Source organism: Terrisporobacter mayombei, assembly GCF_020748465.1.
GTDB classification, from domain to species: Bacteria; Bacillota; Clostridia; order Peptostreptococcales; family Peptostreptococcaceae; genus Terrisporobacter; species Terrisporobacter mayombei.
This window is the reverse complement of record NZ_JAHZMP010000003.1, coordinates 487,434-509,634: the sequence shown is the minus strand read 5'-3', so window position 1 is coordinate 509,634 and position 22,201 is coordinate 487,434. Positions and strand designations below refer to the sequence as shown.

The following is a 22,201-nucleotide window of genomic DNA, read 5'->3' as shown; positions in this document are numbered from 1 at the left end:
ATGAGTAATATTATTTTAGTTACAGGTGGAGCAAGGTCAGGTAAGAGTAGTTTTGCTGAATCACTTTGTATAAAAAAAAACAACAAAACGGCATATATTGCCACGTCAGTAGCATTTGATGATGAAATGAAAAATCGAGTAAAAAAACATCAAGAGAGTAGGCCAAAAGATTGGAAAACTTATGAGATATATAAAGATATATATTCTGTAGTGGAAGAGTTGGACAACAATCATGATACAGTAATAATGGACTGTGTAACTCTTATGGTTAATAACTTAATGTTTACTCATGGGATAGAAGTTGAAGAAGCTACTTCTGAAGAATTAAATGAATTAGAAAACTATATAAGAGACCAAATAACTAAATTATTAGAAGCTGTTAAAAAAACAAATTTATATTTTGTAATAGTAACTAATGAAATTGGAATGGGAATTGTGCCAGAAAATAAACTATCTAGAATATATGGTGATTTTGTTGGAAGAGCAAATCAATTAATAGGTAGTTATAGCGATGAAGTTTACTTTGTTGTAAGTGGAATTCCTATGAAAGTGAAGTGATAATTATGAAAAGATTTATAGGATTATTACAATTTATGACTAGAATACCTATTAAAGCAGATATGGGGTTTGACGAAGAGTTCCACAAATCTATAGTGTATTTTCCATTAGTAGGATTTGTAATAGGGTTGATTTCTTTTATTATAGGAAGTTTGGCAATTCAAATATTTGATCCATTTATAACATCTATAATTATTGTGGCAGGAGAAGTTATATTAACTGGTGGATTACACATTGATGGTTTGGGAGATACATTTGATGCCATATATAGTAACAGAGACAAAGAGAGAATGCTGGAGATAATGAAAGATTCAAGATTAGGAACTAACTCTCTTCTAGCTATATTATTTTTAGTATTAATAAAAATAGGATTATTAAATTCTGCTATAAATAGCAATCTTATGTGTTTAATTATATTTATGCCTATGATATCTCGTTTGGGAGTTATAGTTATGCTTTATAAAACTGTAACACCAAGAAAAGTAGGTATGGGTAATATATTTATTGGAAAAGCAACTAAAGGCATGTTTATAACAGCCATATTATATACGATTGTTATTCTTGTAGTTATTAGTAAATTCGTATTTTTATCAACTACTTTAAATATAATAAAATTGCTATTATCAATTGTAGCGGTAATGTTATTTGATTATTTATTTAAAAATCATATTTATAAGAAAATTGATGGTGTAACAGGAGATATATTAGGATGTACTATTGAGTTGGGAGAATTAATATTTTTATTATTTTCCTATATAGTTATTCTAATTTAAGGTGATGAAATGATAAAGTTAATTTTGGTAAGGCATGGTATAACTGTTTGTAATGAAGTAGGGGATTTGTCAGGACTTACAGATAGTATATTAAGTGAAAAAGGAAAGTTGCAAGCAAATAAAATTGCAGAGTATTTAAAATATGAAGTCATAGATAAAATATATACTACACCTTTTTCTAGAACAAAAGATACAATTAAAAAATTGGCTGAAGTTAAAAATATTCAAGCTAAAGAGACTTGTCAATTGAATGAAATAAATTTTGGTGATTTTGAGGGATTATCATTTAAAGTAATTGAAGAAAAATATCCAGAAGAAGTTGAAAGAATGATAAAAGAAGGATTTGAATATAAGTATCCTAATGGTGAAAGTTCTAAAGATACTTTTATAAGAGTAAAAAATGAAATGAGTAAAATTATAAATAGTAATGATAATTCTACTGTATTAATTTGCTCCCATGGAGGTACAATTAGAAATATAATCTCTTATCTTTTATGTGATGATTATAAATATCATTGGAATTTTAAAATAGATAATGGATCTATAACAGAGATAGAAGTAGATAATAATTTTGCAGTAATCAATAAATTGAATGATACATCATATATGAATCTGTAAAATAATAAAGAGAACCTAGTTTGACAATAGGTTCTCTTTGTTATTTTTAATATAAAGATTTATAAATATTATAAACAATATCTTTATTTAGAGAAACATAAGCATTTGCCATTAATCTACTTTGTTTAACAAGAACATTTTCAGTGAAAGATAATAAATCTTCCTCAGTGACACCATAGCCTTTTAAAGATTTCTTTGGAAGTATTTTATAAAGTAAGTTATCCAATTCTTCAAAGACTTCTTTCTTAGGACAATTAAGAATTTCTGTCAAAATATTATTAAGTCTTTTAATTTTTCCACTTGGATTTAATTTTTCGTATGTTTTAAATATTTCTGTAAAACAAACATAATTAGATTCTCCATGGGGAACGTGATAAATTGAACCTAAAGGATAGCTCATGGCATGAACGGCTCCACAACCAGCATTTCCAAAAGCTATACCAGCATAAGTGCTAGCAATTAAGAAGTCATCTAAAAGATTATTCAGATCATCTTTTCCATTAGCTACAATATTCTTAAATCCATTTATAATCATTTTTATAGCTTCTATGGAACACATTTCTGTAAAAACAGAAGCTTTTGGAGATACAAAAGATTCAATTGCATGAATGAGAGCATCAATTGAGCTGGCAGCAAAAACTTTAAAAGGCAAAACCTTTAATAATTCAGGAATTAATACGGCATAGTCTGCTAGAATTTCATCATTAGCAAGACCAAGCTTACTGTTTATAGAGCTTAAATGAAGTACAGATATATTAGTAACCTCGCTACCAGTACCACAAGTTGTAGGGATAAGTATTAATTCTTTATTTTTTACAGGTTCAAATTTCTTTTCAAATAAATCATAAATAGGTGTAAGTTTTTCTAAAGCAAAAAGTTTTGCCACGTCTAAAATACTTCCTCCACCAATTCCTATAACTCTTTTATAATTAGTGTCTTTAACTTGGTTATATATTTTTTCAACCATTACGTCAGTAGGCTCGCCACTGCCAAAATCTCTTCTGTATATTACAGTAGCATCTTCAATAAAGTTTTCGAAAAATGGTTTGTAAATATATTCATTTGTTATTATTAAGTCATTTTTATTTATATTGAATTTTGAACAAAATTCTTCACACTTATTAAAAGTAAGTATTTCTGGAGATAATTTAAAGCTTTTCATATGTAATCCCTTCCAATAATTTAAATTTTATTTAATTTTAATATGAATCGTATCATGTTTATTATATCATAATATATTTAGGAAAATTATTTATGAAATGTATGTGTAAATAAAAGGTTAATTGTTAAATTTTATTGTGAATTAAGTATAACTATTGGTTTAATATATAATTAATAAATGGCAATATAAATATATAACTAGAGAGTTGCAAAAGATAAATTAAATAATATCTTGCAACTCTTCTTTATTATTAAATACTAAAAATATTACTGAATTTTAAACAAATAGACTATACTTTTATTAAGTGTAAAATTAAAGGGTTTTATTTGAAAATAAATTAAAAGGATATAATAATAAGAAGTATTACTTACAAAAGGAGATTATTATGTATATAATAGAAAACTTAAGAACTCAAGGGGTAAGTGAGTCTCTTATAGAGGATGTACAACATTTTAGAAAAGAATTTAAAGTAGACAAAGAAGTGGAGCACAGAGTGACAAAATCACCGGCTTTTTATATTGGTGAAGATATTCTGTCAATGTGTATCTCTGCTATTTTAGAAGAAGAAAATATATTATTATCTGGACCTAAGGCTACGGGGAAAAACTTACTTTCAGATAATTTATCAGAGATATTTGGAAGACCTCAATGGAATACTTCCTTCCATATAAATACAGATAGTTCATCACTAATTGGAACAGATACTTTTATTGATAACGAAGTAAGACTTAGAAGAGGGTCTGTATATGAATGTGCTCTTCATGGTGGATTTGGTGTTTTTGATGAAATAAATATGGCTAAAAATGATGCAATAGTTGTTGTTCACTCTGCCCTAGATTACAGAAGAGTAATAGATGTGCCAGGATATGAAAGAATAAACCTTCATCCAGCAACTAGATTTATAGGTACTATGAACTATGAATATGCAGGTACAAAGGAGTTAAACGAAGCTTTAGTCTCTAGATTTTTAGTAATAGACATTCCAGCAGTAAACGAAGATAAATTAATGATGATTTTAAAAAGAGAATTTCCTCGTACTGATGAGGAAAAATTAAATCAATTTGCAGGAATTTTTTTAGATTTGCAACTAAAATCCCAAAATGGAGAAATATCTACAAAGGCAATAGATTTAAGAGGATTAATAGGTGCTCTAAAAACTATAAAAAGAGGACTTAGACCATCTCTTGCCATAAATATGGGCCTTACAGGAAAAACTTTTGATATTTATGAAAAAGAAATAGTTGATGATATTATTAGGACAAGAATACCAGAAAAATGGGAAAGTAAAGATATATTTCCTAATTTAAAATAACCTGAAGTAGGTGATAAAATGAGTGGAAATACTAATTGGATATATAATAATTATGAATTTGAAAATAGAGTAAATAACCTAGCGTGGACTGTTTCTGGTATGTATGATGAAGATATAGATTCCAGTGAAAAAGATTATTCATCTAAAGATGTTTCTTTGTATTTTGGTATAATTGCTGGCGCAAGAAGAAAGTATTTAGATTGGGATATAATTAAAAAATATATAATGAGTAGAATAAAAAAATCCTACGACAAAGATATTTTATATACATTGATTGAGCTTGTTCTTAACTCTGTAGTAGAAGATAAAGTAATAAATGAAAGACCCGGCGTTGAGGAAATAAGAAGTAAAGCATACAAAGATGTTCTTGTGAATTATAGTAAAATTCACAAAGAAGATATATTACAGACTTTAAGGTATACATTTATTCTTCAAGCTATGAATAGACATCCTGCAGTAGATGGTTTGACAAGAAGAATAATGAAAGATATAAAAGCGATTGATTGTAACGATGATTTAATGAATATATTAAAAAGATTAGATGAGATTTACTTAACTTATTTTGAGTTTATAATAAACTCTCAAAGAGAAAATTTACAAGGAAATGAGCAAGATATAAAAAATGTAAACGTGGATTTTGATACTTTCTCAGATTTTATGTACGAAGAGCTGTATATGGATGAGGAAATAGAAACCATAGAAAGTGAAATTAATAATATAAGTAATACCATGCTAGTAGAAAATCTAGGTGAAATGGGTAGCGGAGATCTGGAAAAATCGCAAAATAGAGTAATCTATGTAGATGAAGTTATGGCTCAGAAAATATATGATAAAGTAGAATATTACTACGGTAAAACATTTCTAAGTGAAAGTGAAATAAGAAAAATTGAAACTAAACACTGTAGAGATGTTCATGAAGGGTGTAGAGTTCATTTTACAGATGGAGTATTACGTAGTGAATGTAACAACGCTTTTCAGTTAAAATACGTTACGAGACAAAAAGAAAACAATTTATACAAGTATAGAGATAATATTAAGCTACATAAAAGAAGCATTAATAAATTAAAAGAAAACATATCAAGAATCCTAATAGAAGAAAGTGCAATTGATAGAATTTACTCTGATGGAGGAACTATTTGTGCTAATAGAGCTTGGAGAGTAGGAAGAAGCAACAATACAAAAGTTTTTTATAAGGATATAAGAAATGAAAAAGGAAAGTATGTTATAGATATATTACTTGATGCCAGTGGCTCCCAAAGTAGAAACCAATTTAATGTAGCAATACAGGCATATATAATTGCCACTGCTCTTACATCAGTTGGTATTCCAAATAGAGTTATGGGGTATTTGAGTTTTTTAGATTATACCATATTAAAAAGATATAGAGATTATAATGACAATATCAATTCTTGTGAAAACATATTTGAATATTTTGCAGCAGGAAATAATAGAGATGGATTAGCAATAAAGGCAGCTAGTGATTCTTTATTAGAAAGAGAAGAAGAAAATAAAATACTTATAATACTTAGTGATGGAAAACCAAATGATGTTAAAATAGGAAAAGATAGATCAAGAAGTTTAAGAGGAGAAGCATCTTACAAAGGAATGGTGGCAGTAAAAGATACAGCTTTAGAAGTTCGAAAAGCGAGAAAACAGGGAATACTTGTATTAGGAGTTTTCACTGGTAAAGAAAAAGATTTAGAAGCAGAAAAAAAGATTTATGGAGGAGATTTTATTTATACTAAGGATATAGAGAGATTTTCTGATATAGTTGCTATGTATTTGAAAAAAATAATAAAAAACTAAGATATTCTAGCGAAATATATAATAAAATAATTAGTAAAAACTAACAAAAATTCTTTTTTATGTGTTATACTTATCTTAGTTGAAAATTAAATTAATTAAAATATTTTAGGTTCTTAAACTAAGATTAATAGGGAAAAAGGTGAGATACCTTTGCAGCCCCCGCTACTGTAATGTGGACGAAACTTTTAACCACTGTGGAAACATGGGAAGGGAAAGGAGTAGAATGAAGCAAAGCCAGGAGACCTGCCTACAATATAAAGTGATTTCTTCGGGGTAGGAGAAATATCTTAATAAAAATTTTTATTTGAAGATATTGTGCCTAACTTGGAGTTAGGCACTTTTTTAATAGCCCTCAACCTATTTTATTTCAAAATAGTTTGAAAATAGAATAACCCTTAACCTATGCCTTAGGATTCTCCAAAATCCTAAGGCCTTTTTTTAACGATAATTTACAGGTTAAGTATTTTATATTTTATTCATGGGAATTATTATAGTATTATGGAGTTTGAAGAAAAAATAGAATTAGATTAAAATATATTTATATGAGCATTATAGGAGGATATATATGATTTCAGATATAATAGAAAAATTAAATCCAGCTCAGAGAGAAGCAGTAGAAAATACAGAAGGACCTGTTTTAATACTTGCTGGAGCTGGATCAGGAAAGACTAGAGTTTTAACTACTCGAATCGGTTATCTTATGGAAGACAAAGATGTTAAAGCTGAAAATATTTTGGCAATAACATTTACAAATAAAGCAGCCAATGAGATGAGAGAAAGGGTAGAAGAAACTTTAGAGGGAACAGACACTAAGGAAATGTGGATTACAACATTCCACTCTTGTTGTGTTCGTATCCTTAGAAAAGGTATAAATAAAATAGGCTATAATAGAAGTTTCGTAATTTATGATAGTCCAGACCAAGTTACTTTAATTAAGGACTGCATGAGAGAATTAGATATTAGTGATAAAGCATTTGATCCTAAATATGTATTAAGTTGCATATCTAATGCAAAGGATAAATTATATTCTCCTAAAAAGTTCTTAAAATTAAACGAAGGCGACATATCTAAAACAAAAGTAGGAGAAATCTATGCACTTTATCAAGATCGTTTAAAAAGAAATAGTGCCTTAGATTTTGATGACTTAATAATGAAAACAGTTGAACTATTTAAAGAATGTCCAGATGTATTAGATTTCTATAGAAATAAATTTAGATACATAATGGTAGATGAGTACCAAGACACAAGTAAAGCCCAATATGAATTAATAAAATTATTAGCTAAACAACATCAAAATATTTGTGTTGTTGGAGATGATGACCAAAGTATTTATGGTTGGAGAGGTGCTGACATAAGAAATATCCTAGAATTTGAAAGGGATTATGACAATGTTAAAATAGTAAAACTTGAGCAAAACTATAGGTCAACACAAGTAATACTAGATGCAGCCAACCACGTTATTGCAAATAATACAGAAAGAAAAAGAAAAAGGCTTTGGAGTGACAAAAAAGAAGGACAATTAATAAAAATTCAATTAGCAGAAAGTGAAATTGATGAGGGTGATTTCATAGTAAATACTATTTCATATATGAAAAGATATGAAGATAGAGATTACAAAGATTTTGCCGTTTTATACAGAGCCAATGCACAAGCTCGTTCTGTGGAAGATGCATTAAATAGGGCAGGAATACCATACAACATTTATGGTGGTATTAAATTCTACGAGAGAAAAGAAATAAGAGATATTATAGCTTATCTTAGAGTAATACAAAACCCTCAGGATGATATATCTTTAAAAAGAATAATAAACGTTCCTAGAAGGGGAATAGGCCTTAGAACTATAGAAAAAATAGAAGATAGAGCCAGCTTAAAGGAAGAAAGTATTTACTCAGTATTAATTGATATAGAAGATAACTCAGATATATCAAGAAAAGCTAGAGCGAGTATAAGTGAATTTGTAGATTTAATGTCTACATTAAGAAGCTTTACAGACGTATATAGTGTCAGTCAAGTAATTGAAAAAGTGTTGGATGTAACAGGGTATAAAGATGAGTTATTAAAAGAAAAAAATAATGAAGGTGAAGATAGACTAGAAAACTTAGAAGAACTTATATCAGTAGCTTTAGAATTTGAAAGTTCAAGCGATGATAAGAGCTTAGAAGCATTTTTAACAGGAGTGGCTCTTAGTGCTGAACCAGATAGTGAGGAAGAATCTGAAGATAGAGTTTCTCTAATGACAATACATTCATCAAAAGGTCTTGAGTTCCCAGTAGTATTTTTAGCAGGAATGGAGGAAAAAATATTCCCAATTGCTAGAGCGATACAATCAATGAGTGATAGTGACATAGAAGAAGAAAGAAGACTTTGTTATGTTGGAATAACTAGAGCAAAGGAAGAGTTATTCTTAACCTTAACAAGAAAAAGAACCTTATATGGTAGAACTAATCCTTCAATTGCATCTAGATTTATAGAAGAATTGCCAGGTGATTGTATAGAAAGATTAAATAAAGACCAAAAAGAATTATCTTTCTCAAAGGCAAATTATAATATTCTTGATAAATATACTCAAAAATATAAGATGAACAATATGAATAAGGTTGAAGTTGCTAAAAAAGCAAATGCTACTATAAAAAATACATCAAATGAAAGTAATATAGACGACTTAAAACTTGGAGCTAAAGTACATCATCCTAAGTTTGGATTAGGAACAGTAGTTGCCTTAAAAGGTCCAGATGTGACTATAGCTTTTGATAACCAAGGTATAAAAACTATAAATAAAGAATATACAACTTTAGACTTAGTTTAATAGGAGGAGCTATGAAAAAACAATTTGCTGAAAATTTAATAGATTATATTTATAATAGTCCAACTGCATTTAATGCGGTTGAGACTAGCAAAGATTTATTATTAAAAAATGGATTTAATGAATTGAAAATGAATGAGAAATGGCAACTTAAGGTTGGTGGAAAGTATTTTATAACAAAAAATTCATCTTCACTGACAGCCTTTGTAATAAACTCTGACAATATGCAAGAGGGATTTAGGATAATAGGTTCCCACAGTGACTCACCAACCTTTAGAATTAAACCTGATGCGGAAATGACTGTGGAGAATACGTACTTAAAATTAAATACGGAAGGTTATGGTGGTGCTATACTAAGTACTTGGTTTGATAGACCATTGTCTATTGCAGGTAGAGTAGTATTAAAATCCAAAAATGTATTATGTCCGAGAGAAGAGATAATAAATATAAATCGACCAATTTGCATAATACCAAATATAGCTATTCATATGAACAGAAGTATAAATGATGGATATAAGTTTAATAAGCAAAAAGATACATTACCTTTAGTAGGACTAATTAATGGTACTTTAGAAAAAGATGATTTTCTATTAAAAGAAATAAGTAAAGAACTAAATGTGGATAAAAAAGATATTCTTGATTTTGATTTGTATTTATATGAATATGAAAAAGGAAATATAATTGGTCCAAATGAAGAGTTTATATCTTCTTCTAGGCTTGATAACTTATCTATGGCTCATGCTAGTTTATATGGATTAATAGACTCAAAAGGAAAAAATGGCATAAATATAGCTTCCATATTTGACAATGAAGAGGTAGGCAGTTCTACTAAGCAAGGAGCTGATTCTAATATGTTACTAAACCTATTGGAACGAATTTGTATAAGTCTAGGTAATGGTAGAGAAGAATTCTTTTCAGCTATTTATTCATCTTTTATGATATCTGCAGATTTAGCTCATGCTCTTCACCCAAATCTTGTTGAAAAGCATGATCCAACAAATAAGCCTATTATGGGTGGTGGGCCTGTAATAAAAATAAGTGCAAATCAAGCCTATACAAGTGATGCTTTTTCATCAGGAGTATATAAAAATATATGTGAAAAATGTGGAGTGAAATATCAACAATTTGTAAACAGATCAGATGAGAGAGGTGGATCTACAATTGGGCCAATTTCATCAACACATTTAGACATTAATTCTGTGGATATTGGTAGTCCAATTTTATCTATGCATTCAATCAGAGAACTTGGAAGTGTAGAAGATCATTTTAATATATATAAGACGTTTGTCGAATTTTATCAAATATAAAAGAATAATGCTGAAAAATTCTGTGAATTGTCAATAAAAATGTGGATAAAGACTGAATAAGATGTTAATAAATTGTAGATAAGTGGATAACTATGTGGATAAAGTGGTAATAAAACGTAATGTTTTAATTTTATATATAAACAAAAAAATTGTAATACAGTGGAAAACTTTGAAATTTAAGGTATGTGGATATTGTGGATAAAAATGCCAAGATATCCACAGGGAAATCAATAAACTGTTTTTAAATATTGTAAAATAATAATAGTGTAGTTATTTTTTTACAACTTAGTATATAATAATATATGAAAATACATAACAACCAAAGAAAGAAGGTAGAAATATGGAAAATAAAAATCCTATAGTAACTATAGAAATGGAAAATGGAAAAACTATAAAAGTTGAACTATATCCTCATATAGCTCCAAATACAGTTAATAACTTTATAAGCTTAATAGATAATCATTATTATGATGGAATTATATTCCATAGGGTAATAAGAGGATTTATGATTCAAGGCGGATGCCCACAAGGAACTGGAATGGGTGGACCAGGATACTCAATAAAAGGTGAATTTAACAGCAATGGATTTGCAAACAACCTAATACATGAAAAAGGGGTAATCTCTATGGCAAGAACTATGATGCCAAATAGTGCAGGATCTCAATTCTTCATAATGCATAAAAATTCTCCACACTTAGATGGTCAATATGCTGGATTTGGTAGAGTAATAGAAGGAATGGATGTAGTAGATGAAATAGCAGATACTCCAGTTGATAGAGGAGACAGACCTAAAGCTGATCAAAAAATAAAAACTATGACAGTTGAAAAGTTCGGAGTTGACTATCCAGAAGTAGAAAAAATGTAATAAATGTAATAAATAGAAATAAATACTATTTACAACTTGTGTTATATGATTTACAATATTTAAAGTAAATCCTAAAAACATAAACACAAACACCAGAAGAAATAAACCATTGTAATAATAAACAAAAGATTATTTTATAATAGTATTATGAAATGATGATTTAAAAATAAAAAATGACACAGATTAATCTGTGTCATTTTTTGCTTTTAATAAATTGTATTTTTATATAATTAAATTAAATGTTTTTAACTGCATCAGTTAACTTAGGCACTAATTGTTTCTTTCTTGAAACAACACCTTCAGCAAATACACCTTGAGTTGCATTTACACTGAAAGCTTCAGATATTACTTTATCTTCACATTTGTAGATTAAGTAAGAACCTTCGTTTATTATATCAGTTACAGCAAGTACTAACATATCAAACTCAGTTGCATTTATATAAGCTAAGAATTCTTCTTTTTTAGATAAAACAGCATCTATATCTAAAGTCATAACTTGTCCTATACCAACTTTTTTACCACTCATATCAAATTCTTTGAAATCCATGTTTACTATTTCTTCTATAGAGAACCCATCTAAAGAAGTACCAGCTTTAAACATTTCCATTCCATATTTTTCGTAGTCAACCTTAGCTATTTCAGCTAATGCTAAAGCAGCTTCCTTATCTTTTTCAGTAGTAGTTGGAGATTTGAATATTAAAGTATCTGATAATATTGCAGATAATAATAATCCAGCTATTTCATAAGGTATTTCCACATTATTTTCTTTATATAAGTTGTATATTATTGTGCAAGTACATCCAACAGGCATTATTCTTACTGATATTGGAAGATCAGTAGAAAGGCATCCTATTTTGTGGTGGTCTATTACTTCTACTAAATTAGCTTCTGCTATTTCATCAGCAGTTTGTGCGATTTCGTTGTGATCTACTAAAACAACGTCTTGTCCTTTTATTGCTCCAACTTGTAAAACTTCTGGTGTATCTACTTTAAAGTAGTCTAAAACAAACTTAGCTTCTTTTCTAGGCTCTTCTAAAGCATAAGCTTTAGCGTCAACTCCTAATTGTTTTTTTAAATATGCTAATGATACTGCTGAGCATATTGAATCAGTGTCAGGGCTTTTATGTCCGAAAACAAATAAACTCATATGTAAAACTCCTCTCGTAAATTACTAATAGTAATTAATTTATTGTATTTTTATTAAAACTACATATGAAAATTAATATGTAATATTATTTTATATAACAATAATTATATCAAAATCTTGGTAAGAGTGACAATAATCTTATTATTGTCTATTATTCTAGATGTAATAACAAAAAAGGAATAAATAGTAAATGTAGATTTAAACGTTAAAAATTTATCAATATATATAAAAAATAATGTATATAAAACAAAAAATTTAAAATATTCAGAAAATTCCTTGACACGAGAAAATTTTGGTATTACAATTGAATTATAAATAAAGAAATAAATAAAAATTGGGGCCTGTTAAGGCCCCCTTAATTTTTTTGAAGATTAATTTTTACTTATAATAACTTTCTCTTGAAGGTTTTTAATTTTAAAAATACTATTAAAAAAATCTACTTCAAAGTTTGCAAAAGCAGAAAATAAGTCGATATCCCTCATAAGATGTACAGTCATTAAGTGGTCTTCTTTATTAATTCTTAAAAGAATGGATCTAACGTATGGAAATTGAATTCTAGAATTAAATATTTCTGATTCTCCAACATTTATATCTACACATCTATAATTTATATCTATATATAAATCTACATCATTGTCTTCTTCTCTTATTATTCTGTAATCAAAATCACTATCTAATTTTAATTTTCCTATTTCAATCATTATTTCACCTCTTAAATAAGTATTTATATTCATATGCTTAGTATACAATATAAGTTATGTTACCATAATTTATCAATAAAAATTTAATTTATGTACTTGATAATTGCTAAAATAATAACATAGAACTATTTTAATAAAAAAATAGAGAAGAATAAATTTATTCTTCTCTATTTAGCAAAAAACGTAGCTTCCACTGGGGAAATGAAAGCTTATATTGGGGGAGATTGAGTTAAATATTTAAATTACATTAGTATTATTGTCCTTGGAATGAAAATTTATACATAAAAAATAAAAAATCTATTTAATCATATGGCTAAGGGGTTATTCACTTTGATATTACAGATAATTTTGTTTTTTAAATTAAAAATTCCGAAAGTCTTATAACTCTCGGAAATTTTATTATCTTTTAGGATTTATAAACGAAGCTCCTAAATATTTTTTTATATCTTCATCTGAAGAAAAATCGTCGATAAGTATTTCGCGCCCAGAATCTTCCAATATAACTAAAACTTCAGTATTTCCTTTTAAGAAAGCTTTTTTAACAGTTTCTTCTTTTACTTCTCTAGTTTTAGTTATTCCTTTTTTAGCTTTATCAAAATCCTTAGTGAAATAACTTTCCATCATATTGATAAATTTTGTATATCTGTTCATTTAGTAAGATACCTCCTACAATTTATAGTAATAAATGTGATATAATAAGTTTTTGTATTAACCTAATAATTATAACAAGGAGAATGTACAATGGCTAGTATAAATAATACAGATATTTTAAAAAGCATAGATTATGCTAAAAAAAATCAACTATTTGAAAAGCTTAATAATATATATGATACTTTGCCAAAGGGTGAGTGTACAGGTTGTGGAAACTGTTGTATGGAATCTGTGGGAATTAATTTAATAGAATTTTTGAATATATTTAACTATTTACAAGATAAGGATGAACTAAGAAAAAAATCTCTTGATAGCATAATAGATTATTATTTTATGGAGTTTATGGAAAAGAAAAGTTGTCCTTTCAAAGATGAAAACAATAGATGTGAAATTTATGAAGTAAGACCATTAAATTGCAGGCTATTTGGTCATTGGAAAAAGGAAGATTATAATAAAAACTTAAAAGATGTAACAGATAAAAACAAACAGTACAAAAATATTATGAAAATTAAATATGGGTTTGATATAAGTGATGAAGTAGTAAATTACAAGATAAAATATTGCGAAGAATTTATACCAGAAAATAGATATTTATCTAAAAGTGAAAGATTAAACTTTGCTGATAATATAATGGTGTTAGACTCTAGGCTTTTTTCAAAGAGAGTAATTGATATAGAATTTAGAGATAGAGGAATTGTAGAATATTTTATTGATTCACTATTAGATCAAAATATGTCTTATAATATTAAAGTGAGGATTTCTAAGGGAAGAAACATATCAAAAAGAACAATAAGTAGACTAAAAAGAATGTTAATTAAATAGAAGAATTGGCAGGTGGGATAAGTGAAATTAACAAATATAAAAGGAAACACTTATTACATTAAAGGTGGGACAAATACAGGTGTAATTAGACTAGATGATAATAAGGCCTTGATAATAGACCCAGGTCTTGGGGGAATAAGACCAAGAAAGATGATGGACCTGCTAAAGGCAAAGAATATGGATATAAAATATATTATTAATACCCATGAGCATGGTGATCATTATGGTGGATGTAGCAAACTAAAAGAACTTGATAAAAATATACAAATATTATCATCTTCAGAAGCTAAGATATTTATAGATAATCCTAGTAAATTTTCAGATTATACTGTAGGGGGAAAAACTAATAAATTTTGGAAATTCAAAGTATCTGAAGAGAAAAACAATTTAACTAAAGTGGATGATACAATTGAAGAAGGTAATATAGTATTAAATAATAAAAAAATTGAGATAATTAAACTAAGAGGACATAGTGAAGGAAGTATTGGAGTTTTAACACAAGATAAGGTTTTATTTGTGGGGGATTTATTTGTAGGAAGTCACATATTAAACAAATTCGAATTACTTTTATTATATGATGTAAAAGAATATTTAAATTCTATTGATAAAATAGAAAATATGGATTTTGAATTTATGATTTTAGGTCATGGCAAAGAAGCTTATTCAAAATCAGATAGCCAGAGTATTATAGATAATCATATAAGCGCAATTGATAAATATGTGAGTCAAGTGAAAGACTTGTTAAAATCACCTACAACTATAGATAACATATTAAAAAATATAATAATCAATAATAATTTAAGTTGTAATTATACAGAATATCACTTTTTTAGAAGTAGTATAGTATCTATAATTAGTTATCTATGCGATTTGGATCAGGTAAGTTATAGTATAGAATTGGGAGAAATGCTTTATTATTCTAAAAAAGAATAAATTATGTTAAAATATATATGATTTGAAACTAGTATAAAGGGTGAATAATATGAAGTATGAAAAATGGGATGAAGTATTAGCTCCTTACGAACATGCAGTTGAAGAACTAAAAGTAAAATTTAAAAATATAAGAAAAGAGTTTCTTACAAAGGGTGAATATTCTCCTATAGAGTTTGTTACAGGTAGAACAAAAAAAATATCATCCATAATATCTAAGGCAAATAGATTAGAAGCTGAAGATATTGAAAGAGAAATTGAAGATATAGCTGGAATAAGGATTATGTGTCAGTTTGTAGAAGACATATATACTTTAGTAGATTTAATAAAATCAAGAACTGATATGACTGTAGTATACGAAAAAGATTATATTACTAACTTTAAAGATAGTGGATACAGAAGTTATCATGTTATAATTAATTATCCGATTAACTCTATAGCAGGATATAAAGAAATATTATGCGAGATTCAAATAAGAACATTAGCTATGAATTTTTGGGCGACTATAGAGCACTCTTTAAAATATAAATATGAACATTACATACCAGAAGATGTAGCAAACAGACTTAGAAGAGCTGCAGATGCTGCATTTTTATTAGACCAAGAAATGAGCGAAATTCGAGAAGAGATAATGAAAGCTCAAGTTATGTATCAAGCCAAATCACTTACAATTAGAGAAGTTTTATGCAAGATACAAGAACTATATGATTTAGGTGAAATCAGTAGAGCTATAAATTATCAAAGAAGGCTTGATAGAATAGATAGTCAAAAAGATATTAAGGAAATTGTAGCATTAAAAGAAGAAATAGAAGAAATACTACAGTATTATAAAAATAAAAAAAGAAATAATTAGTGGGGGCTGTCTTAATTAATTTAAGGCAGCTTTTTAAAATAAGGAAGGATGAAAGTATGAGTTTATATGCAATAGGTGACTTACATTTCTCCACATCGGTAAATAAACCTATGGATATATTTGGAGATAACTGGGACAATCACCAAAATAAAATAATAAACAATTGGAAAGAAATTATAAAAGAAGATGACACAGTATTAGTGTTAGGAGATACTTCTTGGGCTATGAATATGAAAGAGGCAAAAGAAGATTTGGATATAATTGACAATTTACTAGGTAAGAAAGTGTTCATAAAAGGAAATCATGATTTTTGGTGGTCATCACTAAGTAAATTGAAATCAGCTTATAAAGAAATTACTTTTTTACAAAATAGTTATTACAAATACGGAAATATTGGGATTTGTGGAGCTAGGGGTTGGCTTTGTCCCAATGAAGTAAAATTTGATGAAGATGATGAAAAAATATATAAAAGAGAGCAACTGAGATTGAAAATGTCTTTAGAAGCAGCTATAAAAGATGGTTGTGAAGAACTAGTAGTAATAACTCACTATCCACCTACTAATGATAAGCTTGAGGAATCAGAATTCACAAAGATTTTTGAAAAATATAATGTTAAAAAGGTTGTATATGGTCATCTTCACGGAAAAGAGTCTTTTGAAATGGGCCTAAAAGGAGAAAGAAATAATGTGGAGTATATATTGGCTTCAAGTGATTATATAGATTTTAAACCAATAAAAATAATGGAGTAAGAAATTAAAAAAATGTAAATACTATAAAATATAATGTCAAGAAATAAATAAGTGGGGAATATTAGCAATTTTACTTAATTCAAGAAGGAGTGTTAATAAATGAGATGGATATTAGTATTAATACTTTTATATTTTATACCACTTACAGTGCTATTTAAAAATTATAAAAGTTTTAAAAGAGCCTGTATTTATGGAAGTATTTATATTGTTTTATCGACGACTATGGTAATTACAAATATATATTTAAGCGGTCTTAGAGTTTTAGAGGATACTTTAGATTTTGAAAATGATTTAGTATTGGAAACTTATTTAGATCAACATAATACACAAACTGTGTATTATGAAGAAAATATAAAAAAGTCAGATTTGCAAAAAATAGATGAATTTAAAAAAGATATTTATTCAATTGAAAGAGCTGCTTTAATACCTATGAGAGAATGTCTTCCTTACACTAATAATTTGCAAAAAAGCTTGGAAAATTTAACACAAATAAAAGACGATTTGGTTTATGCAAAAGAAATGTGTGAAGATGTGGTAGAAATATACGATAATATGAAAGTTCCAAACTTATCTAAAGATGAATATACTCAAGTTTTAGATAGAGCAAAAGTAAATGTAAAGAAAACTTATGAACTAAGAACTCTAGCTATGGAAAATTCAGTAAACTTAATAGATACAAAAAACCCTATTTATATTAATAAGATAACTGAATATCTAAAATTATCAGATAAAGAAATTACAAATTTCAAAAATAAAATCGATGAATTAAAAGAAACAATTAAAGAAGAATAATCAAAAATCCTATGGTTATATAGAAATAACCATAGGATTTTTTTGTAAAGTAGCATATTAAAAGGATTTAAAAACATATTACTAAAAGACCGTGGATTAAGGTTCCTAAATTTTTGCCCAAATAAGATAGTTATTACTGGTCTTTTGATTTATACTTATTTATATGATATAATTATTTTTTCATAAATATAAGATTATCAACTAACATAAAAATTTGCATGTTAGATATTGATTATAAAATAGATAAGGTAAAAGAGTTAAAATATGATATATTTATAAAGGATGACTCTTATAATAACCTGTAGTTAAATTAAGAAGTGGTAATGGTATAATTATAATAAAGACACAAAATATGACACTAGAACTAAGATTAAAAATTGGGACATCTAAAATATAATTAATAGTATGTAATCAAGTTTTAATTATTAGAAAAGGAGGCGAAGATTATGATACAACTTAAATTAAAGAATAAAAAAGGTCAGTTTAATGTTAATAGTAAGGAAGTTAAAGATATACTAGGAATTAGACAAGATATAGATTTTGTACAGGATATATCAAATACTATAAATCAAAAAAATATAATGGTATTTGACTGTAAACTTGCTGAGAGCATATTTTCAAAAGAGTTAGCACAACAACTCATTGAAGAATCAGTTGGTGAAATAGATGAATCATTCTTTGAGTTATTCTTCGAAGATGTCAGAGCCTTCTTAAAAGATACGACTGATGAAATTGAGGCAGAACTGCAAGAAATATATTTAGTAGATAATATAAGATGTTGTTCTGATATTTATAGCATTAATGATGAATTTACAGACTTTAAGTTTGTATTTGTTGTTAGCTTTAAAGAAACAACTATTGCTGTTTTAGAAAATTTGGCTAAAATTGTTTCAAAAAGACAATTAGCAGGGGCATCTAAGTTCTACTGTTAATATAAATAATAGTTTTTATATAATGATTTAGATAGTTTTGCTTATTTTTACAAACTTAAATTATTAAATTGACAATGAAAATTGTAATAATTACAATTTATTTAGGAAGACTATTTTTAATAAGAACCTAAAAGACACTTTTAGAAAAGTAAAATTTAGACAGATTATAAATATTCTATATATCCTGCTTAGTATATATAAAATATGAAGTAACAATCTGTCTTTTTTTATACGAAAAATTATGAATTAACAGAGGGGAATGAAGATTAATGAAAGAAATAAATACTGAAGACGCAATAGGACATGCTTTATGTCATGATATAACTCAGATAGTTAAGGATAAGGTAAAGGGGGTTGCTTTTAAAAAAGGTCATGTAGTAAAAGAAGAGGATATAGATATTTTATTATCTCTAGGTAAAGATCATTTATATGTTTGGGAGAAGAAAGAGGGGATGCTTCATGAAAATGAGGCAGCAATCATATTAAGAGATATATGTAAAAATGAATATATGGAAGAATCAGATGTAAAAGAAGGAAAAATAGAGCTTTCTGCGAGTATAGATGGTTTATTAAAAATAGATATCGATAAGCTTAGGGAAGTAAATTCTCTTGGTGAAATGATGATAGCAACAAGACATCAAAATTTTCCTGTGAAAAAAGGAGACAAATTAGTTGGGACAAGAATAATACCATTAATAATAGAAGAAGAAAAAATGAAAAAAGCAAAAGAATTATGTAGTAATGGCCCTATACTTAGTATCAAACCCTTTGTACATAAGAAAGTTGGAATCGTAACAACAGGTAATGAGGTATATTACGGAAGAATAAAAGATACTTTTGGACCTGTAATTATTGAAAAAGTAAAAGAATTTGATGTGGAAGTACTTGGACAAAGTATCGTAAGTGATGACCCTAAAAATATAACAAATTCAATTTTAGAGTTTATTGAAAAAGGTGCAGAAATGGTTCTATGTACAGGAGGAATGAGCGTTGATCCTGATGATAAAACTCCTAAAGCAATAAAAGATACGGGTGCAGATATTGTTAGCTATGGATCACCAGTACTACCAGGGGCAATGATGTTAGTGTCATACTATAAAAATAATGATAAACTAATACCAATTATGGGACTCCCAGGATGTGTTATGTATGCTAAAAGAACAATATTTGATTTGATTCTACCACGTATTATGGCAGATGAAAAAATTACTAAAGATGATTTAAGTAAACTAGGATTAGGTGGTTTATGTTTAAATTGTGATGTTTGTCATTATCCAAATTGTGGATTTGGGAAAGGAGTATAAAGATTCTTAATAGAAATATAGAGGTGATACTGTGAACATAGGAGCCTTAATACTTATGGGTGGACAAAACAGTCGTATGGGAGGAATGATAAAAGGTCTTTTAAAAATAAATGAGGTAACTTTTCTAGAACGAATAATAAGTGTTTTAGAAGATTTTCCTACTATATACTTGTCGGTAAATAAAAAATTTTCTTCAGAAGAAATAAAAAAATATAAAGAAATGGGATTATCAGTTGTAGTTGATATCTATGATGATATTGGTCCTATGGGAGGGATTTGTTCAGCGCTTAAAAACTGCAAAGAAGATTACCTATTTATCACAGCATGTGATATGCCTTTTATAAATAAGAATTCAATAGGCGAATTGCAGTTAAATATGAAACAAAACATAGATGCAGTACTTTTTTCAAAGAATAAATTATTATACCCAATAGGAGCTATATATTCAAAAAATATGATTCATTATATGGAAGAGTTAATAAGTAACAAAGAGTATAAGCTTTTAAAGCTAATTCGAAATAGTAATTTTATTGAATTACCATTAGAAAATACAGATTTATCAGATGATATTTTAAAAAATATTAATACAATAGAGGAATATGAGCAATTAATAAGGTGTTACAATAAGTAAAATATAATATTCTCAAGCTAACGTATCTAAGGATAATAATCTATGATACCTAGCCAGGTAATTTATATTACCTCGGGTTAATATGGAAACATGTTGGCCTTCCATTATTTGAAAAGAGAATCTATTATTAGTTAAGGGATGTTTATACCTTTAGCTTTATTTAACTATGTTTTCTTTTTAATAAAAAGAGACATAGTTTTTTTATTATAATCATCTAAAAAATATATTAAATATAATAGATTGTATAATAAGTAAATATCAAAAGGAGATTATCTATGGAAAATATTGAATTAGAGTTTGCTTTGCAAATTATAGGAGAGTCAGTAAATAGAATAAGTAGTACAGAAAAAATTAATATAGAGGAAGCACGAGGAAGAATAATAGGAGAAGATATTTATGCGCCAATAAATCAACCTCCTTTCAACAGATCCCCTCTTGATGGATACGCAATGATAGCAGAAGATACTGTAGGTGCAAGTAAAAGCAATCCTATAAAACTAAAAGTTGTAGATGAAGTTTTTGCTGGAGGAGATATAAGTACTTCAGTTAAAAACAATGAGGCCATAAGAATAATGACAGGAGCAGAAATACCTGAAGGTGCAGATTGTGTAATTAGACAAGAAAATACTAATTACAATATGGAACAGGTGGAAATTTATTCTGAACTAAAAAAATATGAAAATTACTGTTTTGCTGGCGAGGATGTAAAAAAAGGAAGTAAGTTAATTTCTAAAGGTGAAAAATTAACATACATACATATTGGATTATTGGCTATCATGGGAATTACAGAAGTATTGGTAAAAAGAAAACCTAGAATAGGAATAATTAGTACAGGAGATGAAGTTATTAGTGCTGGTCAAACTCTAACTAAGGGGAAAATTTATGATAGTAACAGAATTACTATTTCAATGAGGCTTTTGGACTTTGGATGTGAAATAGTAAGTTCTAAGATTATGGGGGATGAAGTCTATGGTGTAAGTGAAGAAATAGATAATTTGACAGGCAAAATAGATGCCATAATAACTACAGGAGGAGTATCTGTTGGTAAAAAGGATATAATGCATGAAGTTATAAAAGAAATAAATGCCAAGAGATTGTTCTGGAGAGTAAGAATGAAGCCAGGAACACCTGCAATATATTCCATATATAAAAACAAACCAATACTTTCTTTATCTGGGAATCCTTTTGCAGCAATAGCTACATTTGAAATAATGGGCAAAGAACTTATTTATAATTTAAGTGGAGATGAAGATTTAAACCAAGTTAGAATAAAATCAGTTATGGAAGAGGATTTCTTAAAAGAGAGCAAAGGCAGAAGAATCATAAGAGGAATTTATAAGAATAATAAAGTATATCTTCCACAGGGGGGGCACTCTTCAGGTATGATGTCATCCATGCTAGGATGCAACTGTTTAATAGATATAAAACCTGGAACAAAACAGCTTCTAAAAGGAGAGGAAGTAGAAATTATACTTATATAGGAGA

At 27.6% G+C, this 22,201-nt stretch carries 21 protein-coding genes and 2 riboswitches; of the genes, 17 read left to right on the top strand and 4 right to left on the bottom strand.

The annotated features are described in order from the left end of the window. The 3 genes from cobU to K0039_RS13135 are packed head-to-tail and all read left to right on the top strand — an operon-like array spanning position 1 to position 1,949. Positions 1–558 carry a bifunctional adenosylcobinamide kinase/adenosylcobinamide-phosphate guanylyltransferase gene (gene cobU / locus K0039_RS13145; RefSeq protein WP_228105525.1) on the top strand — a complete coding sequence of 186 codons (558 nt, stop codon included), beginning with the start codon at positions 1–3 and terminating at the stop codon, positions 556–558. 5 nt (positions 559–563) lie between these two features. Continuing rightward, positions 564–1,331: an adenosylcobinamide-GDP ribazoletransferase gene (cobS, locus tag K0039_RS13140; protein ID WP_228105524.1), complete on the top strand. Its 768-nt coding sequence runs from the start codon at positions 564–566 to the stop codon at positions 1,329–1,331. Between the two features lie 9 nt (positions 1,332–1,340). Beyond that, positions 1,341–1,949, top strand: coding sequence for a histidine phosphatase family protein (locus tag K0039_RS13135; RefSeq protein WP_228105523.1), 609 nt, complete (start codon positions 1,341–1,343; stop codon positions 1,947–1,949). Positions 1,950–1,995: 46 nt separating this feature from the next. On the opposite strand, the gene K0039_RS13130 is transcribed toward K0039_RS13135, so the two are convergent. Continuing rightward, positions 1,996–3,111, bottom strand: a complete 1,116-nt coding sequence (locus K0039_RS13130; RefSeq protein WP_228105522.1) for a 4-hydroxybutyrate dehydrogenase — start codon at positions 3,109–3,111, stop codon at positions 1,996–1,998. Between the two features lie 385 nt (positions 3,112–3,496). Between K0039_RS13130 and K0039_RS13125 the strand changes: the two genes are divergently transcribed. The 5 genes from K0039_RS13125 to K0039_RS13105 all read left to right on the top strand — a co-directional run bounded on the left by K0039_RS13125 (position 3,497) and on the right by K0039_RS13105 (position 11,204). Then, a complete protein-coding gene (locus K0039_RS13125; RefSeq protein ID WP_228105521.1) occupies positions 3,497–4,423 on the top strand; it encodes an AAA family ATPase in 927 nt (308 codons plus the stop codon). 18 nt (positions 4,424–4,441) lie between these two features. Next, positions 4,442–6,229, top strand: a complete 1,788-nt coding sequence (locus K0039_RS13120; protein WP_228105520.1) for a vWA domain-containing protein — start codon at positions 4,442–4,444, stop codon at positions 6,227–6,229. Positions 6,230–6,319: 90 nt separating this feature from the next. Continuing rightward, positions 6,320–6,494, top strand: a riboswitch (cobalamin riboswitch). 300 nt (positions 6,495–6,794) lie between these two features. Then, on the top strand, positions 6,795–9,035 hold the full coding sequence (gene pcrA, locus K0039_RS13115) for a DNA helicase PcrA (RefSeq protein ID WP_228105519.1): 2,241 nt from the start codon (positions 6,795–6,797) through the stop codon (positions 9,033–9,035). An 11-nt stretch (positions 9,036–9,046) separates the two neighbouring features. Beyond that, positions 9,047–10,339 (top strand): M18 family aminopeptidase, encoded by a 1,293-nt coding sequence (locus K0039_RS13110; RefSeq protein WP_228105518.1) that lies wholly within the window; start codon positions 9,047–9,049, stop codon positions 10,337–10,339. Positions 10,340–10,679: 340 nt separating this feature from the next. Continuing rightward, entirely contained in the window at positions 10,680–11,204 is a 525-nt protein-coding gene (locus K0039_RS13105) for a peptidylprolyl isomerase (RefSeq protein ID WP_228105517.1), read from the top strand. Between the two features lie 235 nt (positions 11,205–11,439). Here K0039_RS13105 and K0039_RS13100 read toward each other — a convergent pair whose 3' ends face one another. From K0039_RS13100 to K0039_RS13090, 3 genes are all read right to left on the bottom strand, one after another. Beyond that, positions 11,440–12,351, bottom strand: a complete 912-nt coding sequence (locus tag K0039_RS13100; RefSeq protein WP_228105516.1) for a manganese-dependent inorganic pyrophosphatase — start codon at positions 12,349–12,351, stop codon at positions 11,440–11,442. Positions 12,352–12,722: 371 nt separating this feature from the next. Then, a complete protein-coding gene (locus K0039_RS13095; protein WP_228105515.1) occupies positions 12,723–13,052 on the bottom strand; it encodes a hypothetical protein in 330 nt (109 codons plus the stop codon). Positions 13,053–13,451: 399 nt separating this feature from the next. Further along, a complete protein-coding gene (locus K0039_RS13090) occupies positions 13,452–13,703 on the bottom strand; it encodes a hypothetical protein (RefSeq protein WP_228105514.1) in 252 nt (83 codons plus the stop codon). A 90-nt stretch (positions 13,704–13,793) separates the two neighbouring features. Here K0039_RS13090 and K0039_RS13085 point away from each other — a divergent pair, with 90 nt between their 5' ends. From K0039_RS13085 to K0039_RS13045, 9 genes are all read left to right on the top strand, one after another. Continuing rightward, positions 13,794–14,525 carry a YkgJ family cysteine cluster protein gene (locus K0039_RS13085; protein WP_228105513.1) on the top strand — a complete coding sequence of 244 codons (732 nt, stop codon included), beginning with the start codon at positions 13,794–13,796 and terminating at the stop codon, positions 14,523–14,525. Between the two features lie 21 nt (positions 14,526–14,546). Further along, positions 14,547–15,458 carry an MBL fold metallo-hydrolase gene (locus K0039_RS13080; protein WP_228105512.1) on the top strand — a complete coding sequence of 304 codons (912 nt, stop codon included), beginning with the start codon at positions 14,547–14,549 and terminating at the stop codon, positions 15,456–15,458. Between the two features lie 49 nt (positions 15,459–15,507). Next, positions 15,508–16,308, top strand: a complete 801-nt coding sequence (gene yjbM, locus K0039_RS13075; RefSeq protein WP_228105511.1) for a GTP diphosphokinase — start codon at positions 15,508–15,510, stop codon at positions 16,306–16,308. Between the two features lie 56 nt (positions 16,309–16,364). Further along, on the top strand, positions 16,365–17,057 hold the full coding sequence (locus tag K0039_RS13070) for a metallophosphoesterase (RefSeq protein ID WP_228105510.1): 693 nt from the start codon (positions 16,365–16,367) through the stop codon (positions 17,055–17,057). Positions 17,058–17,156: 99 nt separating this feature from the next. Then, the gene (locus K0039_RS13065) at positions 17,157–17,849 is read left to right on the top strand and encodes a hypothetical protein (protein ID WP_228105509.1); all 693 of its coding nucleotides are present in this window, start codon (positions 17,157–17,159) and stop codon (positions 17,847–17,849) included. 446 nt (positions 17,850–18,295) lie between these two features. Then, positions 18,296–18,781 (top strand): hypothetical protein, encoded by a 486-nt coding sequence (locus K0039_RS13060; protein ID WP_228105508.1) that lies wholly within the window; start codon positions 18,296–18,298, stop codon positions 18,779–18,781. Between the two features lie 269 nt (positions 18,782–19,050). Next, a complete protein-coding gene (locus K0039_RS13055) occupies positions 19,051–20,085 on the top strand; it encodes a molybdopterin-binding protein (RefSeq protein WP_228105507.1) in 1,035 nt (344 codons plus the stop codon). A 31-nt stretch (positions 20,086–20,116) separates the two neighbouring features. After that, positions 20,117–20,716 carry a molybdenum cofactor guanylyltransferase gene (gene mobA / locus K0039_RS13050; protein WP_228105506.1) on the top strand — a complete coding sequence of 200 codons (600 nt, stop codon included), beginning with the start codon at positions 20,117–20,119 and terminating at the stop codon, positions 20,714–20,716. Then, a riboswitch (molybdenum cofactor riboswitch) is annotated at positions 20,715–20,851 on the top strand. (Overlaps the previous gene by 2 nt.) A 140-nt stretch (positions 20,852–20,991) precedes the next feature. Further along, positions 20,992–22,197: a molybdopterin molybdotransferase MoeA gene (locus tag K0039_RS13045; RefSeq protein ID WP_228105505.1), complete on the top strand. Its 1,206-nt coding sequence runs from the start codon at positions 20,992–20,994 to the stop codon at positions 22,195–22,197. The last annotated feature ends 4 nt before the right edge of the window (positions 22,198–22,201 follow it).